This is a genomic window from Enterobacter sp. 342 (assembly GCF_036663495.1).
Taxonomy (GTDB): Bacteria; Pseudomonadota; Gammaproteobacteria; order Enterobacterales; family Enterobacteriaceae; genus Enterobacter.
In genome coordinates this window covers 1-19,029 of record NZ_JAWUEI010000048.1, presented here as the reverse complement: position 1 = coordinate 19,029, position 19,029 = coordinate 1, and the positions used below count along the sequence as shown (strand labels likewise).

The window sequence follows — 19,029 nt, the reverse complement described above, 5'->3', positions numbered from 1 at the left end:
GCAGAAGAATTAGCCTGAAATTAAAAGGTCTGAGTCCAATTGAATATCGAACCCAGACCTATGTGCCTCGTGTTTAACTGTCCAACTTTTTGGGGTCAGTACAACCCGAGGCCCCTGTATGCTAGTCACATTCAGAGTAGCCTCTTGCCTGCTTAAATGCAAGGAGAAGAAGGCCATTGTTAACACCAAGCTGTAATGTCCCCTTTGAACCATTCTAAAATGTCCCCAGACAATTCTCTGGGGGATTTTTCATGATCAAAGAGACTGTTACGATGAGTCATAAGGAACTCGACCGACTTCACATTATTCAGGAGTCACTTAATCGCCATATTACTCAGGAACAAGCTGCGGCACGCATTGGCATTTCTATTCGGCAGGTTAAACGTCTGGTGCAACGGTATAGAAATGAAGGGCCTTCTGGTCTAGTTTCCCGCCGACGTGGAAAGCGTCCCAATAATTCCTTTTCTACCGAATTCAGAGCAACAGTAATTTCACTCCTCAAAGGCCGCTACGCTGATTTTGGACCTACGCTTGCGTGCGAAAAATTGCGCGAGATACACGGCTTGTGTTTATCCATTGAAACTCTCAGGAAGTGGATGGTAGAGGAGGGCATATGGCGCGAACGTCGTCGTAAGTTTGCCCGAATTTATCAGCGCCGGATGCGGCGCCCATCCTACGGTGAACTCATCCAGATTGATGGCTCGCCTCATGACTGGTTTGAAGGTCGGGGCCCCAAATGCACACTGATAGTCTTTATCGATGATGCTACCAGCGCTCTGATGGCGCTACGATTCGCTCCTGCAGAAACAACCCGGGCTTACATGGAAACCCTCCGGGGTTACCTTAATGATCATGGCGTACCACTGGCTCTCTATTCTGACAGACACAGTATATTCAGAGTAAATAACCCGGAGCGGGAAGGAGAGTTGACTCAGTTCACACGTGCGATAAAGACACTGGGCATCGAGCCAATCCATGCCAACAGCCCGCAGGCAAAAGGGCGGGTAGAGCGTGCCAATCAGACACTGCAGGACAGGCTGGTCAAAGAAATGCGGCTTCAGGGTATCAGTGATATTGAAACAGCAAACGCATGGTTGCCGACCTTTATTGAAGCCTATAACAACCGGTTTGCTACGCCGCCTCGTATTGCTGATAACGCCCATCTTGATGTACACCATTCTGAAGAGGAACTGGGTTATATCTTCAGCCTCCAGGCGAAGCGCGTTCTCTCCAAAAATCTCACTTTCCAGTACAAAAGCAGTGCGTTTCAGATTCGCAGTGAAGGCCGGGGATATCGACTTCGGCATTCGGTTGTCACGGTATGCGAAAGCTTTAACGGTGAAATTAAGGTTCTGTATGATGGGAAAGCGTTGGGATGGGAAAAATATGTTGATGGCCCGGAGCCTATACCACTGGATGATGAAAAAAGTGTCCATGAACGTGTGGATAATGCCCGTTTTGATTTACGCTCAAAATTCTACGTAAAACCTAAAGCTGACCATCCTTGGCTCACGCGCCGCACGCAAAGTAATCAGCAAGTGAAGCCCCCTAAATTACCCAGAAAGAAGGCTGATCCCGATAAAATGGACTGAAACCAGGCGTTATTCAGTTGAGTGCATATCCAGTCATAGGATAGATTCTTACGTAGCGTTTCTGGCGTGCATTTTCGGGTGGTTTGTTACTGTTTTTAACGGGGACACGTCAGAAACGCGCTCAGGCCGTCTGAGCGGTACGCGTAATGCGGCGTTATGGTAAATAGCCTATGCTAATGTCCGCTAAGAGCGAGATATAGTCATTCGTACCCTGAGAATTACACTTTGAAGTGATTCAGGGTATGCGCTTACTGGTTACGAATATTGAGCGAGAATCATGTGATGATCGCCGCTTTTCTTTCGAGCCAGTAGGTGCTCCACGTTCGCTAACGAATACTCAGGGCATGCAGATAAACTGCTGGCTATATTTCTTTCGAAGAGCGTGGAATGCATACCAATCCCCGATAAAAAGGAGTTGGTGATGACTGTGACTAATCAATTTGCTGCGCACGTTGGTCTGGACTGGGCTGATAAAAAACACGATGTCTGTGTTCAGTTTAAAAACGGTGAACGCGTATTCGATGTGATTGAACATACAGCAGAAGCGCTTGATGCCTGGCTTACTGAGTTACACCAGAAAGTAAAAGGTAGAATCGCAATAGCTCTCGAACTGAAGAAGGGCCCCGTGGTATATGCTCTTCAAAAATACCCCTTTATCACCGTTTTCCCCGTCCACGCATTGTCCCTGGCTCGTTATCGGCAAGCCTTCTCGCCCAGCGGCGCTAAAGATGATCCGCAGGATGCCGAGCTGGCATTAGAGTTAATGCTGCGTTACCCCCAGAAGATAAAAGCTATTGAACCCGACAATGCGGATATTCGCTTACTTCAGCAACTGGTTGAGCAACGTCGTCAGTTGGTTGAAGATAAACGACGCTTTGTGAACCGGATAATCAACACGCTTAAACAGTATTATCCTCAGCCACTGGAGTGGTTCTCACATCGGGGTAGCTTACTGTTGTGTGAGCTGATTATCCGGTGGCCCAGTCTGCAACAACTGAAACGAGCCAGACGCGACACGATCCGCAACTTTCTGAATGCCAAAGGTGGTCGCGCTATGGCCCTTACCGAGCAACGTGTTGCGAGTATTGATAATGCGATCCCATTGACTACAGACCCGAGTGTTATAGAGGCTAATGCTTTGATGGCAGCAGCACTGGCGACACAAATTAAAGTCGTGAGTGAAATCATCAAAACCTATGACGAACGAATCGAAACGCTGTTTGACACATTGCCAGATGCGGGGCTGTTCAAATCACTTCCGGGCATGGGACCGTGCATGGGCCCACGGATGCTTGCTGCACTTGGTGATAATCGTGACCGGTTTAACAGCGCTGAAGAAATTCAAAACTACGCAGGTATAGCACCGGTGACCGAACGAAGCGGCCAAAAATCATGGGTTCACTGGCGATGGCAATGTGCCAAGTTCGTCAGGCAGACCTTTGTTGAATGGGCTGCCAAGACGGTTAATTCATCATACTGGGCCAAACTGTATTATCAGGGCCTTAGAGAAAAGGGCAAATCTCATCAGTCTGCGATCCGGGCACTGGCGTTCAAATGGATAAGGATCATTTACCGCTGCTGGAAGGCCAGAACCTGTTATGACGAAGCGAAATATTTGCTGGCTCTCGAAGCGAGACACTCGCCCTTACTGAAGCCATAAAAAGCTTGTCGAATGTCTCAGGGCGTGAAGCGGACATTGCAGACTGCCCAGTAGAAAAAGTGCTATCAGAATTATCTAAAGGAAGATCGTATTTACCATGTCTCATTCTAACTGTTTAATAAATTACAAAAATTAAAATTTCCATTTAATATCATCGCGTTAAGCAAGAGAATTAAACCTCTCATTTAATTTATGATTCTTATTTAATTCATGAGTTGGTGTAAAAATAGGTTGCCGCACTATAGAAAGACACATATTTAAACCCAGCAGGAAATCATATTTGAAAGTAATGTGTTTAAGGGGCTGCGTAACAAGAACAGCAAGTAAACACATAGTAATAACAGTTACCATTCCCATTTCGCAAGTGGCCATATCAGAGGTGAACTAATGCCTGCTGCAATTTTAAGAATTAAGGTTATCCTAATAATTCTTTTGTATGATTAAGATCATCGATAAATTTACTAAGGACTCATTAATGAAATTGCGACTCTGGAATCTATTACCCCATGATTACGCTCCTTTTTTTCGTATTCTTCACATCATTGTGGCATTTCTAATATTATCACAAATTATTAACTCTAATCTGACAGAGACCGAAGCAATTGGTGAACATAGTCTTGAAGGAGTTATAACCTGGATGCACATTATTTCAGGGTTAGGACTGATTATTTGTGGTTTTATTATGTTAAGTTGGATGCTTACTCAAAGAGGTTTTACTTATTATTTTTCATGGGTAGGGCTTGACTTTAGTGGTATTAAGCAAGATATAAAAACGTTGACTAGTTTCCGACTGCCCGATGCACATTCGGGAGGTATTGCCAGTACAATCCAAGGATTTGGAGTTCTAGCATTGCTAATTGTAGCACTTTCAGGTGGCCTATGGTTCTTGTTGAATACCATGCAGTCAAATCTGGCTGAAACAGTAATCCACTGGCATAAGTTCTTTACTACTTTCATTGAGGTCTATTTTTATGCACATGGTGCAATGGGAGTTTTGCATATTTTAATTGAAAAATATAAAAGCCGCTCAGTTAACCTAAGTGACTAATCTGTTGTGAGATAATATTACTTCAAGTTGAAGAAAACCCTAAAAATAAAATTTAGTTTACTAGAAGATGAAACAGCACTTGCAGAGACTTTTTAATTAAATTTAATAAAAACGAAAAAATATTCATGGCGAAATGATTGTTTAATTATCTATCATGGATAGAAATGTGAGTTAGTCGTCCTATTTTAGGAAGTTAATAATGACTAAAACAAAAGGGTTACCTCGTCCGCTGACGCACTACGCTTGGCTTTCCATTGCCACGGCTATTGCCACTATCGGACTCAAAGGTGTGGCGTGGAAAATGACCGGTTCGGTCGGTCTGCTATCTGATGCCATCGAATCCGTAGTTAACCTCGCAGGAGCCCTAATGGCGCTCTGGATGCTGACCTTGGCTGCGCTTCCGGCCGATGAGAACCATGCATATGGGCACGGCAAAGCCGAATATTTCTCGAGTGCTTTCGAAGGATTTCTGATCCTATTGGCGGCAGCCAGTATCGCCTATACCGCAGTTGAGCGGATGTTAACTCCACAGCCGCTTGAGGAGATTGGTCTCGGATTACTGGTTTCAACAGTCGCATCAATCCTTAATTTTGTGACGGCTCGCATTTTGTTAAGGGCTGGCAGGCAGCACAACTCTATCACTCTTGAGGCAGATGCTCATCACCTGCTGACCGATGTCTGGACGTCGGTCGGTGTCATTTTTGGTGTCGGACTGGTTTATCTGACCGGCTGGTTTTGGGTCGATCCGATCGTTGCATTGCTGGTCGCAGCCAACATCGTTTGGACTGGTTATCAGCTTATGAGTCGTTCAGCTGCAGGTCTGATGGACGTATCGCTACCCACGGAAGAACTCAAAAAAATCGAGTCACTGCTGGCAGGATATCGTGAACAGGGGCTTGATTTCCATGCACTACGTACACGCCAGGCTGGCGGGCGGGCGTTTATGACAATGCACATCCTAGTTCCTGGGCGATGGACTGTTCAATATGGGCACGACTGGGCCGAGCGTATAGAGAATGATATCCGCACCGCACTGCCTTTTATCCATATCACCACTCATGTGGAACCGTTGGAAGATCCCGCGTCAATGAACGACCAAACGCTCGACATTTCTGATCACTAAACTAACCACATGTCGCTGGTCGGGCAGGGTAACAAACCTCGCTCTACAAAAATTTCAGGTATTCTCTATAATTCTGAGGGTACTTGATGTGACCTGCGCCCAATTGTTGGGCACGCAATATTTTTAAAAAGTCCGCTTCTGGCACAAAGCGGACAGTGATCACCGTTCTTACGACTACTTTCTGACTTACTTCGTGACTTGCCCTAAGCATGTTGTAGTGCGATACTTGTAATGACATTTGTAATTACAAGGGGTGTAAGACATGGGTAGCATTAACCTACGTATTGACGATGAACTTAAAGCGCGTTCTTACGCCGCGCTTGAAAAAATGGGCGTAACTCCTTCTGAAGCGCTTCGTCTCATGCTCGAGTATATCGCTGACAATGAACGCTTGCCGTTCAAACAGACACTCCTGAGTGATGAAGATGCTGAACTTGTGGAGATAGTGAAAGAACGACTTCGTAATCCTAAGCCAGTACGTGTGACGCTGGATGAACTCTGATGGCGTATTTTCTGGATTTTGACGAGCGGGCACTAAAGGAATGGCGAAAGCTGGGCTCGACGGTACGTGAACAGTTGAAAAAGAAGCTGGTTGAAGTACTTGAGTCACCCCGGATTGAAGCAAACAAGCTCCGTGGTATGCCTGATTGTTACAAGATTAAGCTCCGGTCTTCAGGCTATCGCCTTGTATACCAGGTTATAGACGAGAAAGTTGTCGTTTTCGTGATTTCTGTTGGGAAAAGAGAACGCTCGGAAGTATATAGCGAGGCGGTCAAACGCATTCTCTGAACCAAAGCATGACATCTCTGTTTCGCACCGATGGTGACACTTCTGCTTTGCGTTGACAGGAGAAGAAGGCCATGAAAATGCCGAACCAACCCATTGTTTTGTGCATATTAATAGTTTGTTTAACGCTGTTGATATTCACCTGGCTCACACGAAACTCGCTTTGCGAGTTGCGGATGAAAGACGGAACAAGGGAGGTATCTGCTATCCTGGCCTACGAATCCGGTAAGTAGCTGACAAAGAGGGGGGCAACCCCCTCTTTTCGGGGTGTGGATTAGTATGCCATCGGCACCTTTTGAAAGGGTTTCTCCAGTCGGGGAAACCCTTTTTTCCTCCCGTCTTGTGGCATATAGCCTTTTGTATAAATCAAGAACCAGACCCAAAGAGTCCCACTTCACGCAAACCGTTCAAAAGCCTTAGCGTAATCCAGTCGGGAAAAATTTCACCGGTGCTCGTCCGGGCACGTACCGGAAACAATGGACTTCTCACTGGTCGGTAGCTCATAGAACGTAGCCATTGCGGTCAGTCCTTATTCTGTACCCAGTAGAGTTTTATGGCCGTCTGGCAAATCGTTCAAACATTGTCATTTCTGTTCTCGCTGCATCCGGTCAAATGATACGGTGAATTCAGCTCATGGGCATTCGCATCGCAGTCTACGAAGGCACCAGAAGTTTGAGGATGTTACGCAAAGAACAGTTATCAGGTTTGCTGGTGGGCGTAATGCCTACCTCTACTTTACTTCATAGGGATTCTTCTGCGGGGAAGCAAGAATTGACTCAACGTTGTCCGGTCGTACCAGATTTGTCGCGGAAAGCGCCTTTTTGTGAGGGGGGCCGCAGCGCTAAACCTTTTCCTGGAACGACATGAAGGACAGCAGAGCGTCCGCCCTGGAGGACAGCTCAATACAGTCTCCACGCTGCGGTTCTATCTCTTCGTCAATGGTTTCATTGTACCAAATACGCAGCCGCCATCCCTTCGCAGGGAAAGCGCTCTGCATCGCCAGGACCATCCCCTCCGGCGACAGCAGTTCTCGACAGAGGTAGCAGGCCCCGATCCGGGTTGAATCCCGCAGCCACATTACGGGATACTCTTTAACCAGTTGGTCATACACGCATTCTGCCATATGAAAGTAATTTTCGTCAGCCCTGCAAAAATCACACATTCGATTTCCTTAAATGGTGTTCATCGAGATAATTCAGAAAGTTGATTCGCCAAACTACGGGGCATTTCTTTAATGGCGGAGCTTTACATCACTATTTCTGTCATTTTCAAATCCGCCGGATACAGCAATAATTGCACCGAACAGCGGTTTGAACTGCAATGCATCCGTAGGGTATGCGACAATAATAAGGCTCTTCCCGTACTCTTAAAAATGGAAGAGTTTAAAACCCATACTGCTGGGATGAGCGAAGCACGGTACATTATGCCAGCGTATAAGGGCCGTCATAACTTGTTTTTTTCTAGAACACGGCGAAGTTTTCTTACCTGGGAAGCTGTGGAAAGCGTACCGGTTCGGGGATGGCATGCGCTTGCCTTTTCACCTGGTTTGAGTACATAGGCTAATGCCAGCTCGTTCAGAGCCGCCTCAGCTTTCAACAGGGCCTCAATGGCCGTGTTCAGGTATACAGTTCGGCTCTCATGGTTCATCAGGATTTTCCTCACAAGGGTAAAAATGACAGGCGATACCTGCCGTTTACCCTTTGTCTCCGTTAAGAATGGCATCACGGCAGGCTTCCCAGATTACCTGGGCATTAGCATCACACTCCACGAACCCGCCGCACTGATCGTATATCACCTGGTATACCTCAGGGGGAATCTTCCCAGGCGCAACCGGAGTTGAGCGTTTGCCTTTATGAATCTCATCTGCGGTATCACAGACAGCGTCGAGATGCCGCGACATCCACTCAGATAATTTCAGACCCTCTCGATTTGCCTGTTTTACATAGCGAACCTTTCTGGAAACCGTAGATCGCATCTGAATCTGTGTCACAGCTGGCACATCTTCTTTCATGGCATTCTGTAATGCAGCTTTGGGCTTTTTCATGTTCATGGTTGCTTTAAATTATTCTGGAGTTCGTCTGATATAAATGCTGACGTGATCTGTCAGCGTCGCTTAAATAGTTTATCGCCTTCCGCCAGTTCGCCGTTGAGCTGTTCAATCACGCTCCAGATGAGCCGATCATCCGGCGTTGAGCCTGCACACTCTTTCACGACCGCCACGGGTCTAAATTCTTCAGGGTCTGCCTGCCCGGAGGTGAAGAGCCTGCTCTCAATCCAGTGGGCCCCCTCTGTGCAGCAGTGGCAACTGGTTTCAGGTGGTTCATCCAGACCGTCCACTCCACAGGCTGAGCAGGTGAACAGTTTGCGAGACCCACCAGCCAGTGGCGTATCGCAAGCTGCTGGAAGTGCGCCAGCATTGCGCCAGTACAGCACATGATTTGAATCGTAGCAGTGTCCATGAAGCAGAAGCGAAACGCCGCAACTGCGAGTTTCAATGGCTTTGCCTGTGCCAAGGTATTGCCCGATCTCGTCCCATACGTCCACTAAGGTGTCAGGCAGCGGACGCGTAACAGGGAACTTAGCGCAGTCGTCCGGGGTGCCTTTAATGCAGCAGAGGGCCGAATACGCAAGCTCCTGCATTTCGTAGGAGTACTGACCACATACCACGCGTTCCAGTTTGTCGATTAGTTGTTCTTTATTCATCATACTCAGCCTTATTAAACAAATTCATTACGCCACTGGCACCATCTGGCCGGAGCAGACTGCGGCCCGGTAGTAGAGCCGCAGGGGGTGTCGCTGGACTAACAGGTGCTCAGTGAGTCCCGCACTTCCTCATGACTGGTCATTTTCAGAAGAAGCTTTCCAGGGCAGCGTGGTTCCGCCTGTGAACGGGTGACGTCTTCGTTGATTGCCTGGATATGAGCAGATTCAACGGTCCGACGCTGTACGACATGGTTGCTCAGGTTGAATTCGCACTGGAGCCTTCTGGCATCAGAATCCGCGTTCATTGCAATACGTTCATCAAAGCGGCGGTTCATTCGCAGAGCCTCTTCGTGAGCTGCATCAACAAGGGTGCGTCTGGTGACATAGTCGTTACCAGCAAAAAACGATAGCTGAGCGTGTTCCGAAGAGTAGTCGGAGCTTCCCTTACAACGGGCAATCGCGGCTTCAGAGTGCAGGATTAATGAACTCAACCGTGAACAGACGTCATTGATGGTGCCGGTTTTCAGACAGTCGTGGATAAGTGTCCAGGCGGAAATGCTCAGCGGGCGGCTGGTGATCACATAGGGATTGTAATGATCAACCGTTACGATAGTACGCAGTGAATGAAGCGATTCGGACTGCGTACGTAAGTCACGGCGAACAGTACATGCCACCGAGGCAACATCTTTACATTCTTTGTCGGACATCGAGTCCAGTACGCGGATCTCCACCTCTGCCGCCTTTGAGGCGATATGCGCACTAATCTCACCCTTAAGACGTTTGTAGTCAGCCTTGAAGCTTCCCACGCTGTCAATATCGATCCAGTAACCACAGCTGTAACCAGCATTACCAAACTCGTCATCTTTCTCATAGTTCGGACAGCCGTCATTGCTCCAGCCAGCTTTTTCCAGCAGCTCGTCAATAGCGACCAGCTCAGCCATTGGTGCATGTTCGATAATGAAATAATGGACACGGCCCCAGGCATATGCGCGTGAACGGCCATCAACAGAAGTATCAGAAGTCGTCTGACGGGAAAGTTTCATGAGGTACTCCAGTTCTGCCCGGTACCGCCGGGGCGGTGGTGCGAAAGCCGCACCATGAATGACACTATGATCCTCCTAACTTCTATTGTCAATACAATTGAAGTGGCGTTGTATTTATTCATTATTTGGACCCGGCTCGTACGGAACGACCGTCGGGACTTGCCAATTATTCTGCGGTGAGCAGGGGGAAGGGAACATCCCACCGCTTGTTTCAAGATGTACAGCCAAGGAGGGCGCAGAATGCCTGACAGAATCATCGTGCAGCGGTAGCGAAAGACCTGACAAACGGGAAAAGTATCCTTTTATTCCAAAGCCAACCTCAGCTTTTAATGTCGCCAGTACGTTTCTTAAACATGCCAAATCGGTCTCTTATACGGCCGGATGGGCCCGATGAAAACGATAAAATGAGAAACAGAACCCGACACATCGCTGCTCTCTGGGAAAGCCGGTCAGCAGATGGAGCGCCAGGAACTAAATCCGCTGGTTTTAATAATGATTGAGGAGAACAAGATGAAAGATAACAAGACACGTCCTGTAGACTCGTATGCTCATGCTGATTTCATGGAGTCCGTCTTCAGCAACCTCAGGGCTTTCTGTGATGCGGAATGCCAGCGGCTAACTGCCGGTTATCCCCCAACTGTCAAACCAGAACAGCAAAGCACTGACGGCCAGCTGTCGGCGGCATAAATCATTACCTGCCAGTTCGTTCAAATTTCCGCTTCCTTAAGCCCGGGCCAAAAGCCCGGCTCAATCCAAAAACTGAACGTACCGGTTTACCTCTATATCTCCTCAATCCCCTGCGACTTACAAGAGACCCGCACCGGTTTAGCCATTCCTGTCCTGCCACTCTCTCATCACTGGCCCAGACAACCGGAAAAGTAACTTTTCTCTCCGACTCACCTTCTGAACCAGCTATTTTGCTTAAACGTAAAAACGGCCCACTGTTGTGAAGATTTAAAACGGACGGATCGAGTAGTATTGTCTCAGGAATTTTTTTTAAGAAAAGTTACTTTTTCTTCTGTGCAACCTATTAGAAAAAATGTCGAACCTGGTATTGTTGTGTTGTAGCGCAGTTAAACAACCAACCAAAAGAGAGAACAAAAATGTCCGCAATCGAAACTGAAGTAAAAAACAACAGCAACGAAATCAGCCTTCGTGGTTACCTGGAACGCACTGGTAACGGTGCCCGTAAAGGTAACGGCCTTATCATTGACCCTTCGGTTGTTGTAGAGCAGGAAGGCTTTAACACCCGCACGGCCGGTATGGGCGAGCTCTACTATTCAATGCCTCACGTTGTGGAACACCTGAACAGCCTGGCCGATGCCTACATGGAAGACCCGTTCAGCGTGACGCCTATCGTTGTTCAGATGGTTAATGGCGTACCTGTACTGCGTCAGGGGGCTTGCCGTATCCGTTCCATCGCTATTGCAAACCGCCAGCTGGAAGCAGAAGGGCGTGAACGCATTACTCGTATTCGCTGCGAAGAGTTTCGCGGTAGCGCTTCAAAAGCAGAACTCTTCACCCTGACCGGCAACTCCAACCTGGCGCTGTCTGTCGTAGCTGAAGCGCTTTCAATTAAGCGTCTTGTTGAAGATAAAGAAGAGCCTAAGACCTTTGCGGAACTGGCAAAAAAACGTGGTAAATCAGAGCAGCATCTTCGCCAGATGGTTCGCGTACTGGACCTGCCTTCTGAACTACAGACCATGCTTGTGAGCGATCAGGTGAGCATGTACGTTGCGCTGGACGAGTATATGTACAGCGGTGAGGATGCGGTAGATAACATCAACAAGGCGATCTCCATCTATGGTAAAGCGACGAAAAACACGCTGAAATTCGTCAAAGCTGCCAAGGTAGAAGAGCGCATGGCAGATCCGCAGACTCCGGAAAACTCCGGTGATGAGCAACCGGCAGGTAATGCTACCGTTAACACCCCGGTACCGGATCAACTGAATGATGAAAGCAATACAGAGACGCTGGTTACGCCACCGGTACAGGAACCAGCTCCGGCTCCAAAGGACAGCGCTCCTAAACAGAACCCGGCAGGTAAAGCACCATCCATGTCCAGCGTTCTGAACAAAAAGACCGTGACCGTCATTGCCGACACCGCGATCCCGATTTTTGAACGTATTGCTGAAGAAGCCAAGCTTAAAGAAGGTGAATCTGTCAGCACTGATACTTACACGCTTGTTCTGACCAATGATGAAATGAACGATATCATCAATGCTCATGCTGACCTGAAAGAGTACCTGCGTAAGCATGCTGAGAAGATGAATAAGGGACAGGCATGATTTTCTGACCGACCCCTCCATCCGGACGGGTCGGTAACTTTTTCAGGACAAGGGGAAACAGGGCAATGAAGAAGGCTTTTATCAACGTAGACAAGACTAACCCACTGCCAGTCCTGACGGATTCGGTGACCCGGGTAAGTATTCAGTGCACGGCAAAAGATGAAAACGGGGCAGGGATCGAAGTGAACATCCTCGACCTGATTCAGGATCATGATACGGATGAAGTGAAAGTGCAGTTTGGGAGCTCGCCTGTTCAGGCTCTGGCGATGCTCCGCCGGGTTATGACAGCACTGGAAAAGCAGGCAAATGCAGAACTGCAACAGAATTCCTGCTCGCGTATGCAGTAAACGGTAAAAGCAGAATGTTCCCTACTGGATAAACCCGGTGGACCTCACGGAGAGCAAGTCACCGAATGGTTCACTGTTAAGTGATATACATCCGGATTTATAAGGTTTTGCAGCATCCGAATAGGCAATAAATAGAATTATTTTGATTTATCTCAGCAAGGAAATGGAAAGCTACCAGATTTTAGGATAGCGAAATGCCTGTATCGCTACTCTGCTGAATTAGAAATGATTTTAAACGCAATGCATAATGATAGAATAGCAATGCCTTTAATTATTTGTCACGTCTGAATTATATGTAGACTTACGGAGAGGATATGGTAATTACTTATTCATTATCGGAAACGTTTAATATGTTTTTACGCGAGATTATTGCATCTGGACTTGCAGTTTTTTGCGCATGGTGCGTTTTGTGTCTTTTCTCTGATCAGGAACGAGGTAAAGAGGTTCCTGTTTCTATGAAAAAAATAACTTCAAAGTCAGCTTTCTCCTACTTTATCAGTTCTCAAATTGCCGCTTTTATTATCTCCTTGTTGGGTTCAATCTTAAGCACGAAATGGGACAACATCGTCTGGAATGATGAAATAAGACAGTTTTATCTGCATGTAGGATTTGGGCTGGTAGCTTGTGTATTCTGTCTGCTTGTAATCTTGCATGAGAAATTTATCAAAAGAAATTTAAATGTTTATTCTGGTTATTGTGGTTCACTGGCAGTTAGTCTCACAGGAATCTTTGTACTTTGTGCGTTATATCTGACATTTTCATTACCATTTCATTATGAAGAACGTCTACTTAATGATGCATCCTTGGTGGCTTCGGATGGCGTTGAAAATTCAGTCGTTTTTGCAGACGGTCGTTACTGGGTTTTTGAACTGGGCTTACCATATTTCAAACAGTCATTGCTCAAAGAGGTAAGAAGGGGCAGGTACCAGCTAATCTGCACTACAGAAAAAAAACCAACATGCTGGTCTGGCAAAAAACTTCCCGAAAAACCAACCTCTTTGAAAGCTAGTTCATAAAGATTTAAACTGCTCGCTTAAATCCACACTGGTCCAATTTTGAAAATTTATTGTGTTTTTAAAAGAAATTACAGTGTGGGTTATTAGCCAGTAGGTCGGAGTTTTATATAATACCCAAAAACACAGGAGGTATTATGAAAACCAATCTGGCCTATGCATCTAATTGCTCCGATTCTGTCTACTCCTATATTTATCAGGCACTGCAACAACGCTCTGGTGCCGAGAATGAAAGCCTTTATCAGCAGGCCATTTCCAGCTGCTGCACAGATAAACAAAAAAAGAAACTGGCCGGGTATTATGCCGGTCCATGGCAGCTGCTATTCAACGCGTGGTGTAACAATCGCGTCCCTAACACAGCGGTGCTGGCCCTTTTACTCCAGCAGTGCTTATCTCATTTCCAGTGCGAAGAAGTGATCGCAGCCTGGCAGTAACCCTATCAAGCCCCTTCGTATAGCGGAGGGGCAGGAGATATCTCATGTACAGAAACGACAGAAACGTGGATTCCTTCAACCTGGTTAATGCTCTTCAGCCGGTCTTTCGTAACACCGGCTGTGGGATGTTTGAATATGATCGTAAAAAGCAGAATGAAACCGCTGATTCAATCTTACGAGCGTTGGCGTTAAATGCCGATTTCGCGAGGGCCTTAAAACAGTACGTCCGGATTAATTCTGTACGACGGGTTGTTCAGTTCGATGACGGCTCGGTTCGCTATGGTATTCATGCCGAATTTGAAGGGCATAATAAAATTAATTCCTTCCGTATTTTTAAAGATGAAGATACAGACGCATTTGACTCCTATTTTTATTCGGTTTGCGATAATAAAGCTGAGCTGGTGGATTTTAAAATGGACTCTCTCGATATTCAATTGCAGGCAGTTTTTGAAAAGGTGACAGGTATTTTTCTGTCACATTAAATATTCAAATTTTCAATCCTCGGGCTGATAGACAAAAAACGCACTTTAGAATATAGATGAGATGAATATGAAAAACGTAAATATTTTGGATACCGATATTGCGGCCATTAATGCTCTTTCTGGCGTAGAACTGACTGACTTTCTCACTGCCGGGTATCAGGTAAACTGGTTAGGAGAAAGGGAGGTTTCGCTGGTGGGCTTTCCGTGTTTAGCAAGCAACAAGCAGCCGGTAGAAGTTGGTCCCGGCATTTTCATTAATCGCGTGTACAGCAGAGACAGCCAGTCTCTGAGCGGGAAATTGCGCTATGACCTGTCTAATGGTCTGGCAACGAGTGCATTTTCATTTTTCTCCCAGTCAGGCTGGTATGGGGGATTCCGTGTCGTATCTTTCCGTGACAACGGGCCAGCTGCGTTAATCAACATTGGTATTGTCCATGAGAATGTTTTGAATGCATTTTGTGCTGACTTCCCCCGGGCCAATGTGAGCGTAACCCGTTTTCATTGTGGCATGACGCTTGAGCAGATCCGAATGTTCATTTCAGACACTGCTTACGATATGCCGCTTTATAACAACGAGTCTGACTTTCGCAGGCTCGCCAGTTAGCATGGAGGCTGACTTCAGTGCTTACGCCTAAAAGCCGGTGAGCGAGGTGGCGGAACCGGTTGGCTTCGCCCAGTCTTACTTACTTCTCTCAAGGTACTGCGCTGCAAGCGTACGTAAAAAAAGTAAGTAGCTAAATGGCGTGAGCGATTAGTTCTATACGGGAAGAAGTCATAGTATTCTGAAATGATAGTTATCTCATACGAACGATAGTAATGGAGTTTCTTAATGGGCGTTGATATCTGCTGGCGATTTCAAAGGGAAGAAAAGCCTGGTAAATGGATTAATTTATCAAGCAATTATAAAGGGGACCGATCATATCTCCACTTTGCCTGGCTCGGATTTGATGTAGATCGTGAAAGGGCGAGCACATCAGCAGTTTTTATCCACGCATTACGCGGATTACCTGATGATATACCGTCCGAAGATGATGATTTATTCGGTGAACATTCATACTCATGGCTGACTTCGGAAGAAATTTTGTCAGCCATACCACCCGATAACGCCGGAGAGGTGATCCAGGAATTTGTCGAAGAAGTAAAGCGTCTCCACGTGGAGAACGGCAGCGTCCGTTTCGTCTTTGGATTTGAAGGGTAACCCGTAAGAAAGTAGCTATCTTACCCGGCTAGGTCTCCAATCTCTCAGATGCTCAAAGAGGGCCGGGCATGGTGCCCACACATCCCCTACCATTCCGATTTGATATTCGTCTAATACACCCTTTAAAGAAAACAAGCAGACGGCAATGAGACGTCGGATTAGCGTCAGCAAATATGAGACGTCAGTAGTCGATGTTTGTCCTGCGGAACGTGAATCTGTTTACAAGGGGTAAAGCCGTACCATCCATGAGGGCTCAGAGAGCCGGGGTCTCCTCCAGATCACTGGAAGTTATTGACTCTGGCAGGCCTATCCCTATGACTTTTTCCCGGATGGCAAATTAAGAGCGAACAGGGCCAAATTAGTACTCTTTTCTAAACGGAAATACTGAATCACCCTGATATAACTGGTCTCTCACAAGACAGGAGATCATCAATGGAACGTGTAATATTTTCAGTAATCTTTTTTATGATGCTGGGCGTACCTTTTTACCTTCTTTATAAAATTGCCCGGGACATTTTTGGTACCGCCGGTGCTGGTGAGCCTGCACAATTGCCTCAGGGCAAGCAAAGACGCTCAGGAGGCGCTGGTTCGGGTTCGATCTGGCAAGGACACCATCTACAGGGGAGCAGCCATTTGAACCCCCTCGGAGGTGATTGTAATGGTGAAAATAGCATAGCTGGTGGTTGTGATGGTGGCGGTGGAGGAGGTGACGGAGGTGGTGGTGGTGACTGATAGCCTGCAACTTTAACTATCAGGATGAAACCCATGTCCAGCAACCGGAAAAAGAATTCATTTCAACCGAAAAGCCCTGCCTTAAAGTGAAGCGTATTAAACGTGAAGGATGCTGAATTAGAGGGTATCGGTTTTATACTGAAGCGTAACTGGAAGAAGGATCTGAAATTAACTATTACGGAAAAGTAACTTTCTGACTCACCACGTACGCCCCTCGGTTATGCCATACAGTTTGATACGAAAACAGATCAGTAAGTAGATTGCTATACGCCGGAGAGAAGTCTATTTTTCATGCACCGAACCTGTTTGGCCTGCAATGGAAGCAGGTATAATAATCACATACAAAGGAGGGCATTATGAATACATTTTTATACGTGCTTTTGGCCTGGATTGTTGTGCTTTTTATCGCCAACAAACTGCTCGCAAGACGTAAGCCCAATACGGTTAAAATCCTGGTACAGCGCAACGGGAAAGCCGCAGAGGTTGATGCTGTAGTGGTTCAGGGTTCAAAGAGAGCTAACAACAGTTCTGTTGCGGACAGCGACGCGGTAGATAGTTATTTTGAAATGAATCCTTACTCCCGCGAAAACCAGGCGAATGGTTGGGCTATGCTGGCCAGAGACGATGACCAGCTTAAATAATCAGTTGAGTGTGATGTGTAAAGCAGCTTAAAACTCTAAATGGACGAACAGGGGAGGTGACAAAGATGACAACCAATACAACAACGACCACCTACCGCTCAGAAGAAATCGTGCCGTTCAGACGGCCCAAAGGGGATCTGGATAGTCGGTATATGCCTCAGGTGTATGCAATGGTGCGGAACTGGGCAAGTAACCCTGCTCAATATGGTGAGGGTGTACTGGCCTCCTACCGCCAACCGGCAGTAAACCTTGCCTACCAGGTAAAAGGAACTCGTGTTGTTTTAATTCTGGTACCAGTAGAGTGCGAGCCACCTGGAGTGATAATGACGGAAACAGTCCTGTGGCCGTCACTATCACTTGTAGAAGTCTTGCAGACCTTGCAGGAGGCCTGGCAAAATATTCCGGCGTTAAACCCCTGACGACTTCTGTCAATATCACCGGCTAGTGATTTACCTCTCTGCTGGTGGTCAGCCCGCCTAAGTTCAAATTATCTCTTTCTAAATTAGCCCGGATAAAAATCGGTCCCTCTAAAATAGCCTGCCCTGAGTAGGCTACGTCATACAAAGCGTTGGCCAGTCACCAGCTGGCTGGTGGCCATAATGCTCCACAGGATAAACCGTATCAGAACTACGCAAAGAAAAAGCCCCAACAATTTACCGATGGGGCCTTTTGCAGACATTTTACAGCCTTACCAATGATAGAGCGCTAAGGCTTCTGCTTAGTGAACAGACTTGCCCACAGATAATGGATAAAGTTGAGCAGAATGTATGTTACTCGTTGCTCGAATTTCATCGGGGCTTTGTACTTTGTCGTTATGTTATGAATATGAGTAAGGTCCGTATAGAGCCCTGGCGACTTCCTTGTTGACTTCAACACCGAACAGATGTGCTGAACAGACTCCGGTGTGAACAACCGTAGCCCTCGTCGTTGTTTGACTTTATGGATAAAATCGTCCATCCCCATACATAACCATTCCGGCTTGATGCCATCAAACTTACAACGTCCGTTTATGATGACGACATTGATACATTCCAGTTCTCTAGCCTTAAGAGCAGACTGAATAGCCCTGATGTGCCCCTGGTTTTGCTTAAACGGGTTCTGCAACTTGAGGGTTCGGGACTGAGTCCATTTCCGCCAGTGGCTTTCCTCCAGAGTACCGTAGAGCTTGCCTACGTAGTTTTTCTGCTCTATGACGTATATACCATGTGGGGCTACGAGAATGTGATCAACCTGCGTAGTGCTATGAGCCGACAACTGAAAGGTGAGATCACTAAGTAGCCCCTGAGCTTCTTCAGGAAGCCCAGATTCAATTGCCTTTGCAGTCCGCCGTTCCGCTATGGCAGAGGTCATAAATCCCAACAGACACAGCAACACGACGAAAATAAGGATAATGAAAGCTACCCCCGTAATGCTCCACAGCAGATTGAAAGCATCCATGTTACCTCACAGAGGGGTAGCTGGTGGCATTAACAGATTCTACTAAGCGGGTAGTGGTACCGGTAAGGCTCTCAATATTTGAAGACAGGCTCATCAGCATGCCGAGTGCAGAACGGAGATTACGATGAGGCTCATTGTAGTTTTTGAACGTGTCAGTGGAGTACATTTTTGAAAGACGTGTACGGATCTCTACTGACGTAAGATCTCCATCCACCAGGCCGTACTTAACTGCCTGAGGTGTTGGCCATACACGGCCTGAATAGAGAGAAACAGCATCGGCATCATGACGCGAGAGAAGCTTTTTACCCCGTCCAAGTTCAACATCAGTTATAAATTTTTCATGCATCGTGTTCAGGATCTCCTTCTGCATGAACTCCCTCGTTGAATCGGACAATGGGTGGAAGGGGTCAAGAGCATCTTTGAACGGCACTGTTGCAAATAGTCGGTGGTGATAAACTTATCATCCCCTTTTGCTGATGGAGCTGCACATGAACCCATTCAA

The 19,029-nt window shown here is 46.9% G+C and carries 26 protein-coding genes and 1 pseudogene; 19 read left to right on the top strand and 8 right to left on the bottom strand.

The window, feature by feature from the left end; genetic code table 11:
* From V6E55_RS23450 to V6E55_RS23430, 5 genes are all read left to right on the top strand, one after another.
* A partial coding sequence (locus V6E55_RS23450; protein WP_325772708.1) for an IS3 family transposase occupies positions 1-77 on the top strand: 77 nt, incomplete at its 5' end.
* A gap of 174 nt (positions 78-251) precedes the next feature.
* Positions 252-1,592 carry an ISNCY family transposase gene (locus V6E55_RS23445; RefSeq protein ID WP_000589001.1) on the top strand — a complete coding sequence of 447 codons (1,341 nt, stop codon included), beginning with the start codon at positions 252-254 and terminating at the stop codon, positions 1,590-1,592.
* A 421-nt stretch (positions 1,593-2,013) separates the two neighbouring features.
* Positions 2,014-3,252 (top strand): IS110-like element ISEsa2 family transposase, encoded by a 1,239-nt coding sequence (locus tag V6E55_RS23440; RefSeq protein WP_000219087.1) that lies wholly within the window; start codon positions 2,014-2,016, stop codon positions 3,250-3,252.
* Positions 3,253-3,727: 475 nt separating this feature from the next.
* Positions 3,728-4,300: a cytochrome b/b6 domain-containing protein gene (locus tag V6E55_RS23435; RefSeq protein ID WP_001515348.1), complete on the top strand. Its 573-nt coding sequence runs from the start codon at positions 3,728-3,730 to the stop codon at positions 4,298-4,300.
* A gap of 199 nt (positions 4,301-4,499) precedes the next feature.
* On the top strand, positions 4,500-5,423 hold the full coding sequence (locus V6E55_RS23430; RefSeq protein ID WP_000167917.1) for a cation diffusion facilitator family transporter: 924 nt from the start codon (positions 4,500-4,502) through the stop codon (positions 5,421-5,423).
* A 121-nt stretch (positions 5,424-5,544) separates the two neighbouring features.
* On the opposite strand, the pseudogene V6E55_RS23425 reads toward V6E55_RS23430, so the two are convergent.
* Positions 5,545-5,661: pseudogene (locus tag V6E55_RS23425) on the bottom strand (hypothetical protein); the annotation flags it as partial.
* Positions 5,662-5,685: 24 nt separating this feature from the next.
* Here V6E55_RS23425 and relB point away from each other — a divergent pair.
* The 3 genes from relB (at position 5,686) to V6E55_RS23410 (ending at position 6,442) form a co-directional block, all read left to right on the top strand.
* Positions 5,686-5,925, top strand: a complete 240-nt coding sequence (gene relB, locus V6E55_RS23420) for a type II toxin-antitoxin system antitoxin RelB (RefSeq protein ID WP_000534858.1) — start codon at positions 5,686-5,688, stop codon at positions 5,923-5,925.
* Positions 5,925-6,212 carry a type II toxin-antitoxin system mRNA interferase RelE gene (gene relE, locus V6E55_RS23415; RefSeq protein ID WP_000323025.1) on the top strand — a complete coding sequence of 96 codons (288 nt, stop codon included), beginning with the start codon at positions 5,925-5,927 and terminating at the stop codon, positions 6,210-6,212. Before relB ends, relE begins: the two co-directional genes overlap by 1 nt.
* 71 nt (positions 6,213-6,283) lie before the next feature.
* Positions 6,284-6,442 carry a type I toxin-antitoxin system Hok family toxin gene (locus V6E55_RS23410; protein ID WP_001447866.1) on the top strand — a complete coding sequence of 53 codons (159 nt, stop codon included), beginning with the start codon at positions 6,284-6,286 and terminating at the stop codon, positions 6,440-6,442.
* Positions 6,443-7,050: 608 nt separating this feature from the next.
* Here V6E55_RS23410 and V6E55_RS23405 read toward each other — a convergent pair.
* The 5 genes from V6E55_RS23405 to V6E55_RS23385 all read right to left on the bottom strand — a co-directional run bounded on the left by V6E55_RS23405 (position 7,051) and on the right by V6E55_RS23385 (position 9,955).
* Positions 7,051-7,371 carry a hypothetical protein gene (locus tag V6E55_RS23405; RefSeq protein ID WP_000332796.1) on the bottom strand — a complete coding sequence of 107 codons (321 nt, stop codon included), beginning with the start codon at positions 7,369-7,371 and terminating at the stop codon, positions 7,051-7,053.
* Positions 7,372-7,652: 281 nt separating this feature from the next.
* The gene (locus tag V6E55_RS23400; RefSeq protein WP_001015183.1) at positions 7,653-7,856 is read right to left on the bottom strand and encodes a hypothetical protein; all 204 of its coding nucleotides are present in this window, start codon (positions 7,854-7,856) and stop codon (positions 7,653-7,655) included.
* Between the two features lie 46 nt (positions 7,857-7,902).
* Positions 7,903-8,253, bottom strand: a complete 351-nt coding sequence (locus V6E55_RS23395; RefSeq protein ID WP_000743059.1) for a hypothetical protein — start codon at positions 8,251-8,253, stop codon at positions 7,903-7,905.
* A 59-nt stretch (positions 8,254-8,312) separates the two neighbouring features.
* On the bottom strand, positions 8,313-8,915 hold the full coding sequence (locus tag V6E55_RS23390) for a hypothetical protein (RefSeq protein ID WP_001371889.1): 603 nt from the start codon (positions 8,913-8,915) through the stop codon (positions 8,313-8,315).
* A 95-nt stretch (positions 8,916-9,010) separates the two neighbouring features.
* Complete coding sequence (locus tag V6E55_RS23385) at positions 9,011-9,955, bottom strand: DUF5417 domain-containing protein (protein ID WP_000778029.1); 945 nt, start codon at positions 9,953-9,955, stop codon at positions 9,011-9,013.
* 510 nt (positions 9,956-10,465) lie between these two features.
* Between V6E55_RS23385 and V6E55_RS23380 the strand changes: the two genes are divergently transcribed.
* From V6E55_RS23380 to V6E55_RS23330, 11 genes are all read left to right on the top strand, one after another.
* Positions 10,466-10,642 carry a hypothetical protein gene (locus tag V6E55_RS23380; RefSeq protein WP_001371930.1) on the top strand — a complete coding sequence of 59 codons (177 nt, stop codon included), beginning with the start codon at positions 10,466-10,468 and terminating at the stop codon, positions 10,640-10,642.
* A gap of 416 nt (positions 10,643-11,058) precedes the next feature.
* Positions 11,059-12,243, top strand: a complete 1,185-nt coding sequence (locus V6E55_RS23375) for a hypothetical protein (RefSeq protein ID WP_001272971.1) — start codon at positions 11,059-11,061, stop codon at positions 12,241-12,243.
* Positions 12,244-12,308: 65 nt separating this feature from the next.
* Positions 12,309-12,590, top strand: coding sequence for a hypothetical protein (locus V6E55_RS23370; protein ID WP_000708863.1), 282 nt, complete (start codon positions 12,309-12,311; stop codon positions 12,588-12,590).
* Between the two features lie 314 nt (positions 12,591-12,904).
* Positions 12,905-13,606: a hypothetical protein gene (locus V6E55_RS23365; protein ID WP_000237191.1), complete on the top strand. Its 702-nt coding sequence runs from the start codon at positions 12,905-12,907 to the stop codon at positions 13,604-13,606.
* Positions 13,607-13,740: 134 nt separating this feature from the next.
* Positions 13,741-14,037, top strand: coding sequence for a hypothetical protein (locus tag V6E55_RS23360; protein WP_000856246.1), 297 nt, complete (start codon positions 13,741-13,743; stop codon positions 14,035-14,037).
* 44 nt (positions 14,038-14,081) lie between these two features.
* Complete coding sequence (locus tag V6E55_RS23355; protein ID WP_000286108.1) at positions 14,082-14,519, top strand: hypothetical protein; 438 nt, start codon at positions 14,082-14,084, stop codon at positions 14,517-14,519.
* Positions 14,520-14,586: 67 nt separating this feature from the next.
* Positions 14,587-15,123, top strand: a complete 537-nt coding sequence (locus V6E55_RS23350) for a hypothetical protein (RefSeq protein ID WP_000800251.1) — start codon at positions 14,587-14,589, stop codon at positions 15,121-15,123.
* A gap of 225 nt (positions 15,124-15,348) precedes the next feature.
* Positions 15,349-15,717, top strand: coding sequence for a hypothetical protein (locus tag V6E55_RS23345; RefSeq protein ID WP_000537761.1), 369 nt, complete (start codon positions 15,349-15,351; stop codon positions 15,715-15,717).
* Between the two features lie 432 nt (positions 15,718-16,149).
* Positions 16,150-16,449, top strand: a complete 300-nt coding sequence (locus tag V6E55_RS23340; RefSeq protein ID WP_000442693.1) for a hypothetical protein — start codon at positions 16,150-16,152, stop codon at positions 16,447-16,449.
* A gap of 356 nt (positions 16,450-16,805) precedes the next feature.
* The gene (locus tag V6E55_RS23335; protein WP_001091367.1) at positions 16,806-17,090 is read left to right on the top strand and encodes a hypothetical protein; all 285 of its coding nucleotides are present in this window, start codon (positions 16,806-16,808) and stop codon (positions 17,088-17,090) included.
* Between the two features lie 65 nt (positions 17,091-17,155).
* Positions 17,156-17,509 carry a hypothetical protein gene (locus tag V6E55_RS23330; protein WP_000210769.1) on the top strand — a complete coding sequence of 118 codons (354 nt, stop codon included), beginning with the start codon at positions 17,156-17,158 and terminating at the stop codon, positions 17,507-17,509.
* 286 nt (positions 17,510-17,795) lie between these two features.
* On the opposite strand, the gene V6E55_RS23325 is transcribed toward V6E55_RS23330, so the two are convergent.
* On the bottom strand, positions 17,796-18,527 hold the full coding sequence (locus V6E55_RS23325; RefSeq protein ID WP_000338612.1) for a nuclease-related domain-containing protein: 732 nt from the start codon (positions 18,525-18,527) through the stop codon (positions 17,796-17,798).
* Between the two features lies 1 nt (position 18,528).
* The gene (locus V6E55_RS23320; RefSeq protein WP_316944012.1) at positions 18,529-18,957 is read right to left on the bottom strand and encodes a S49 family peptidase; all 429 of its coding nucleotides are present in this window, start codon (positions 18,955-18,957) and stop codon (positions 18,529-18,531) included.
* Between the last annotated feature and the right edge of the window lie 72 nt (positions 18,958-19,029).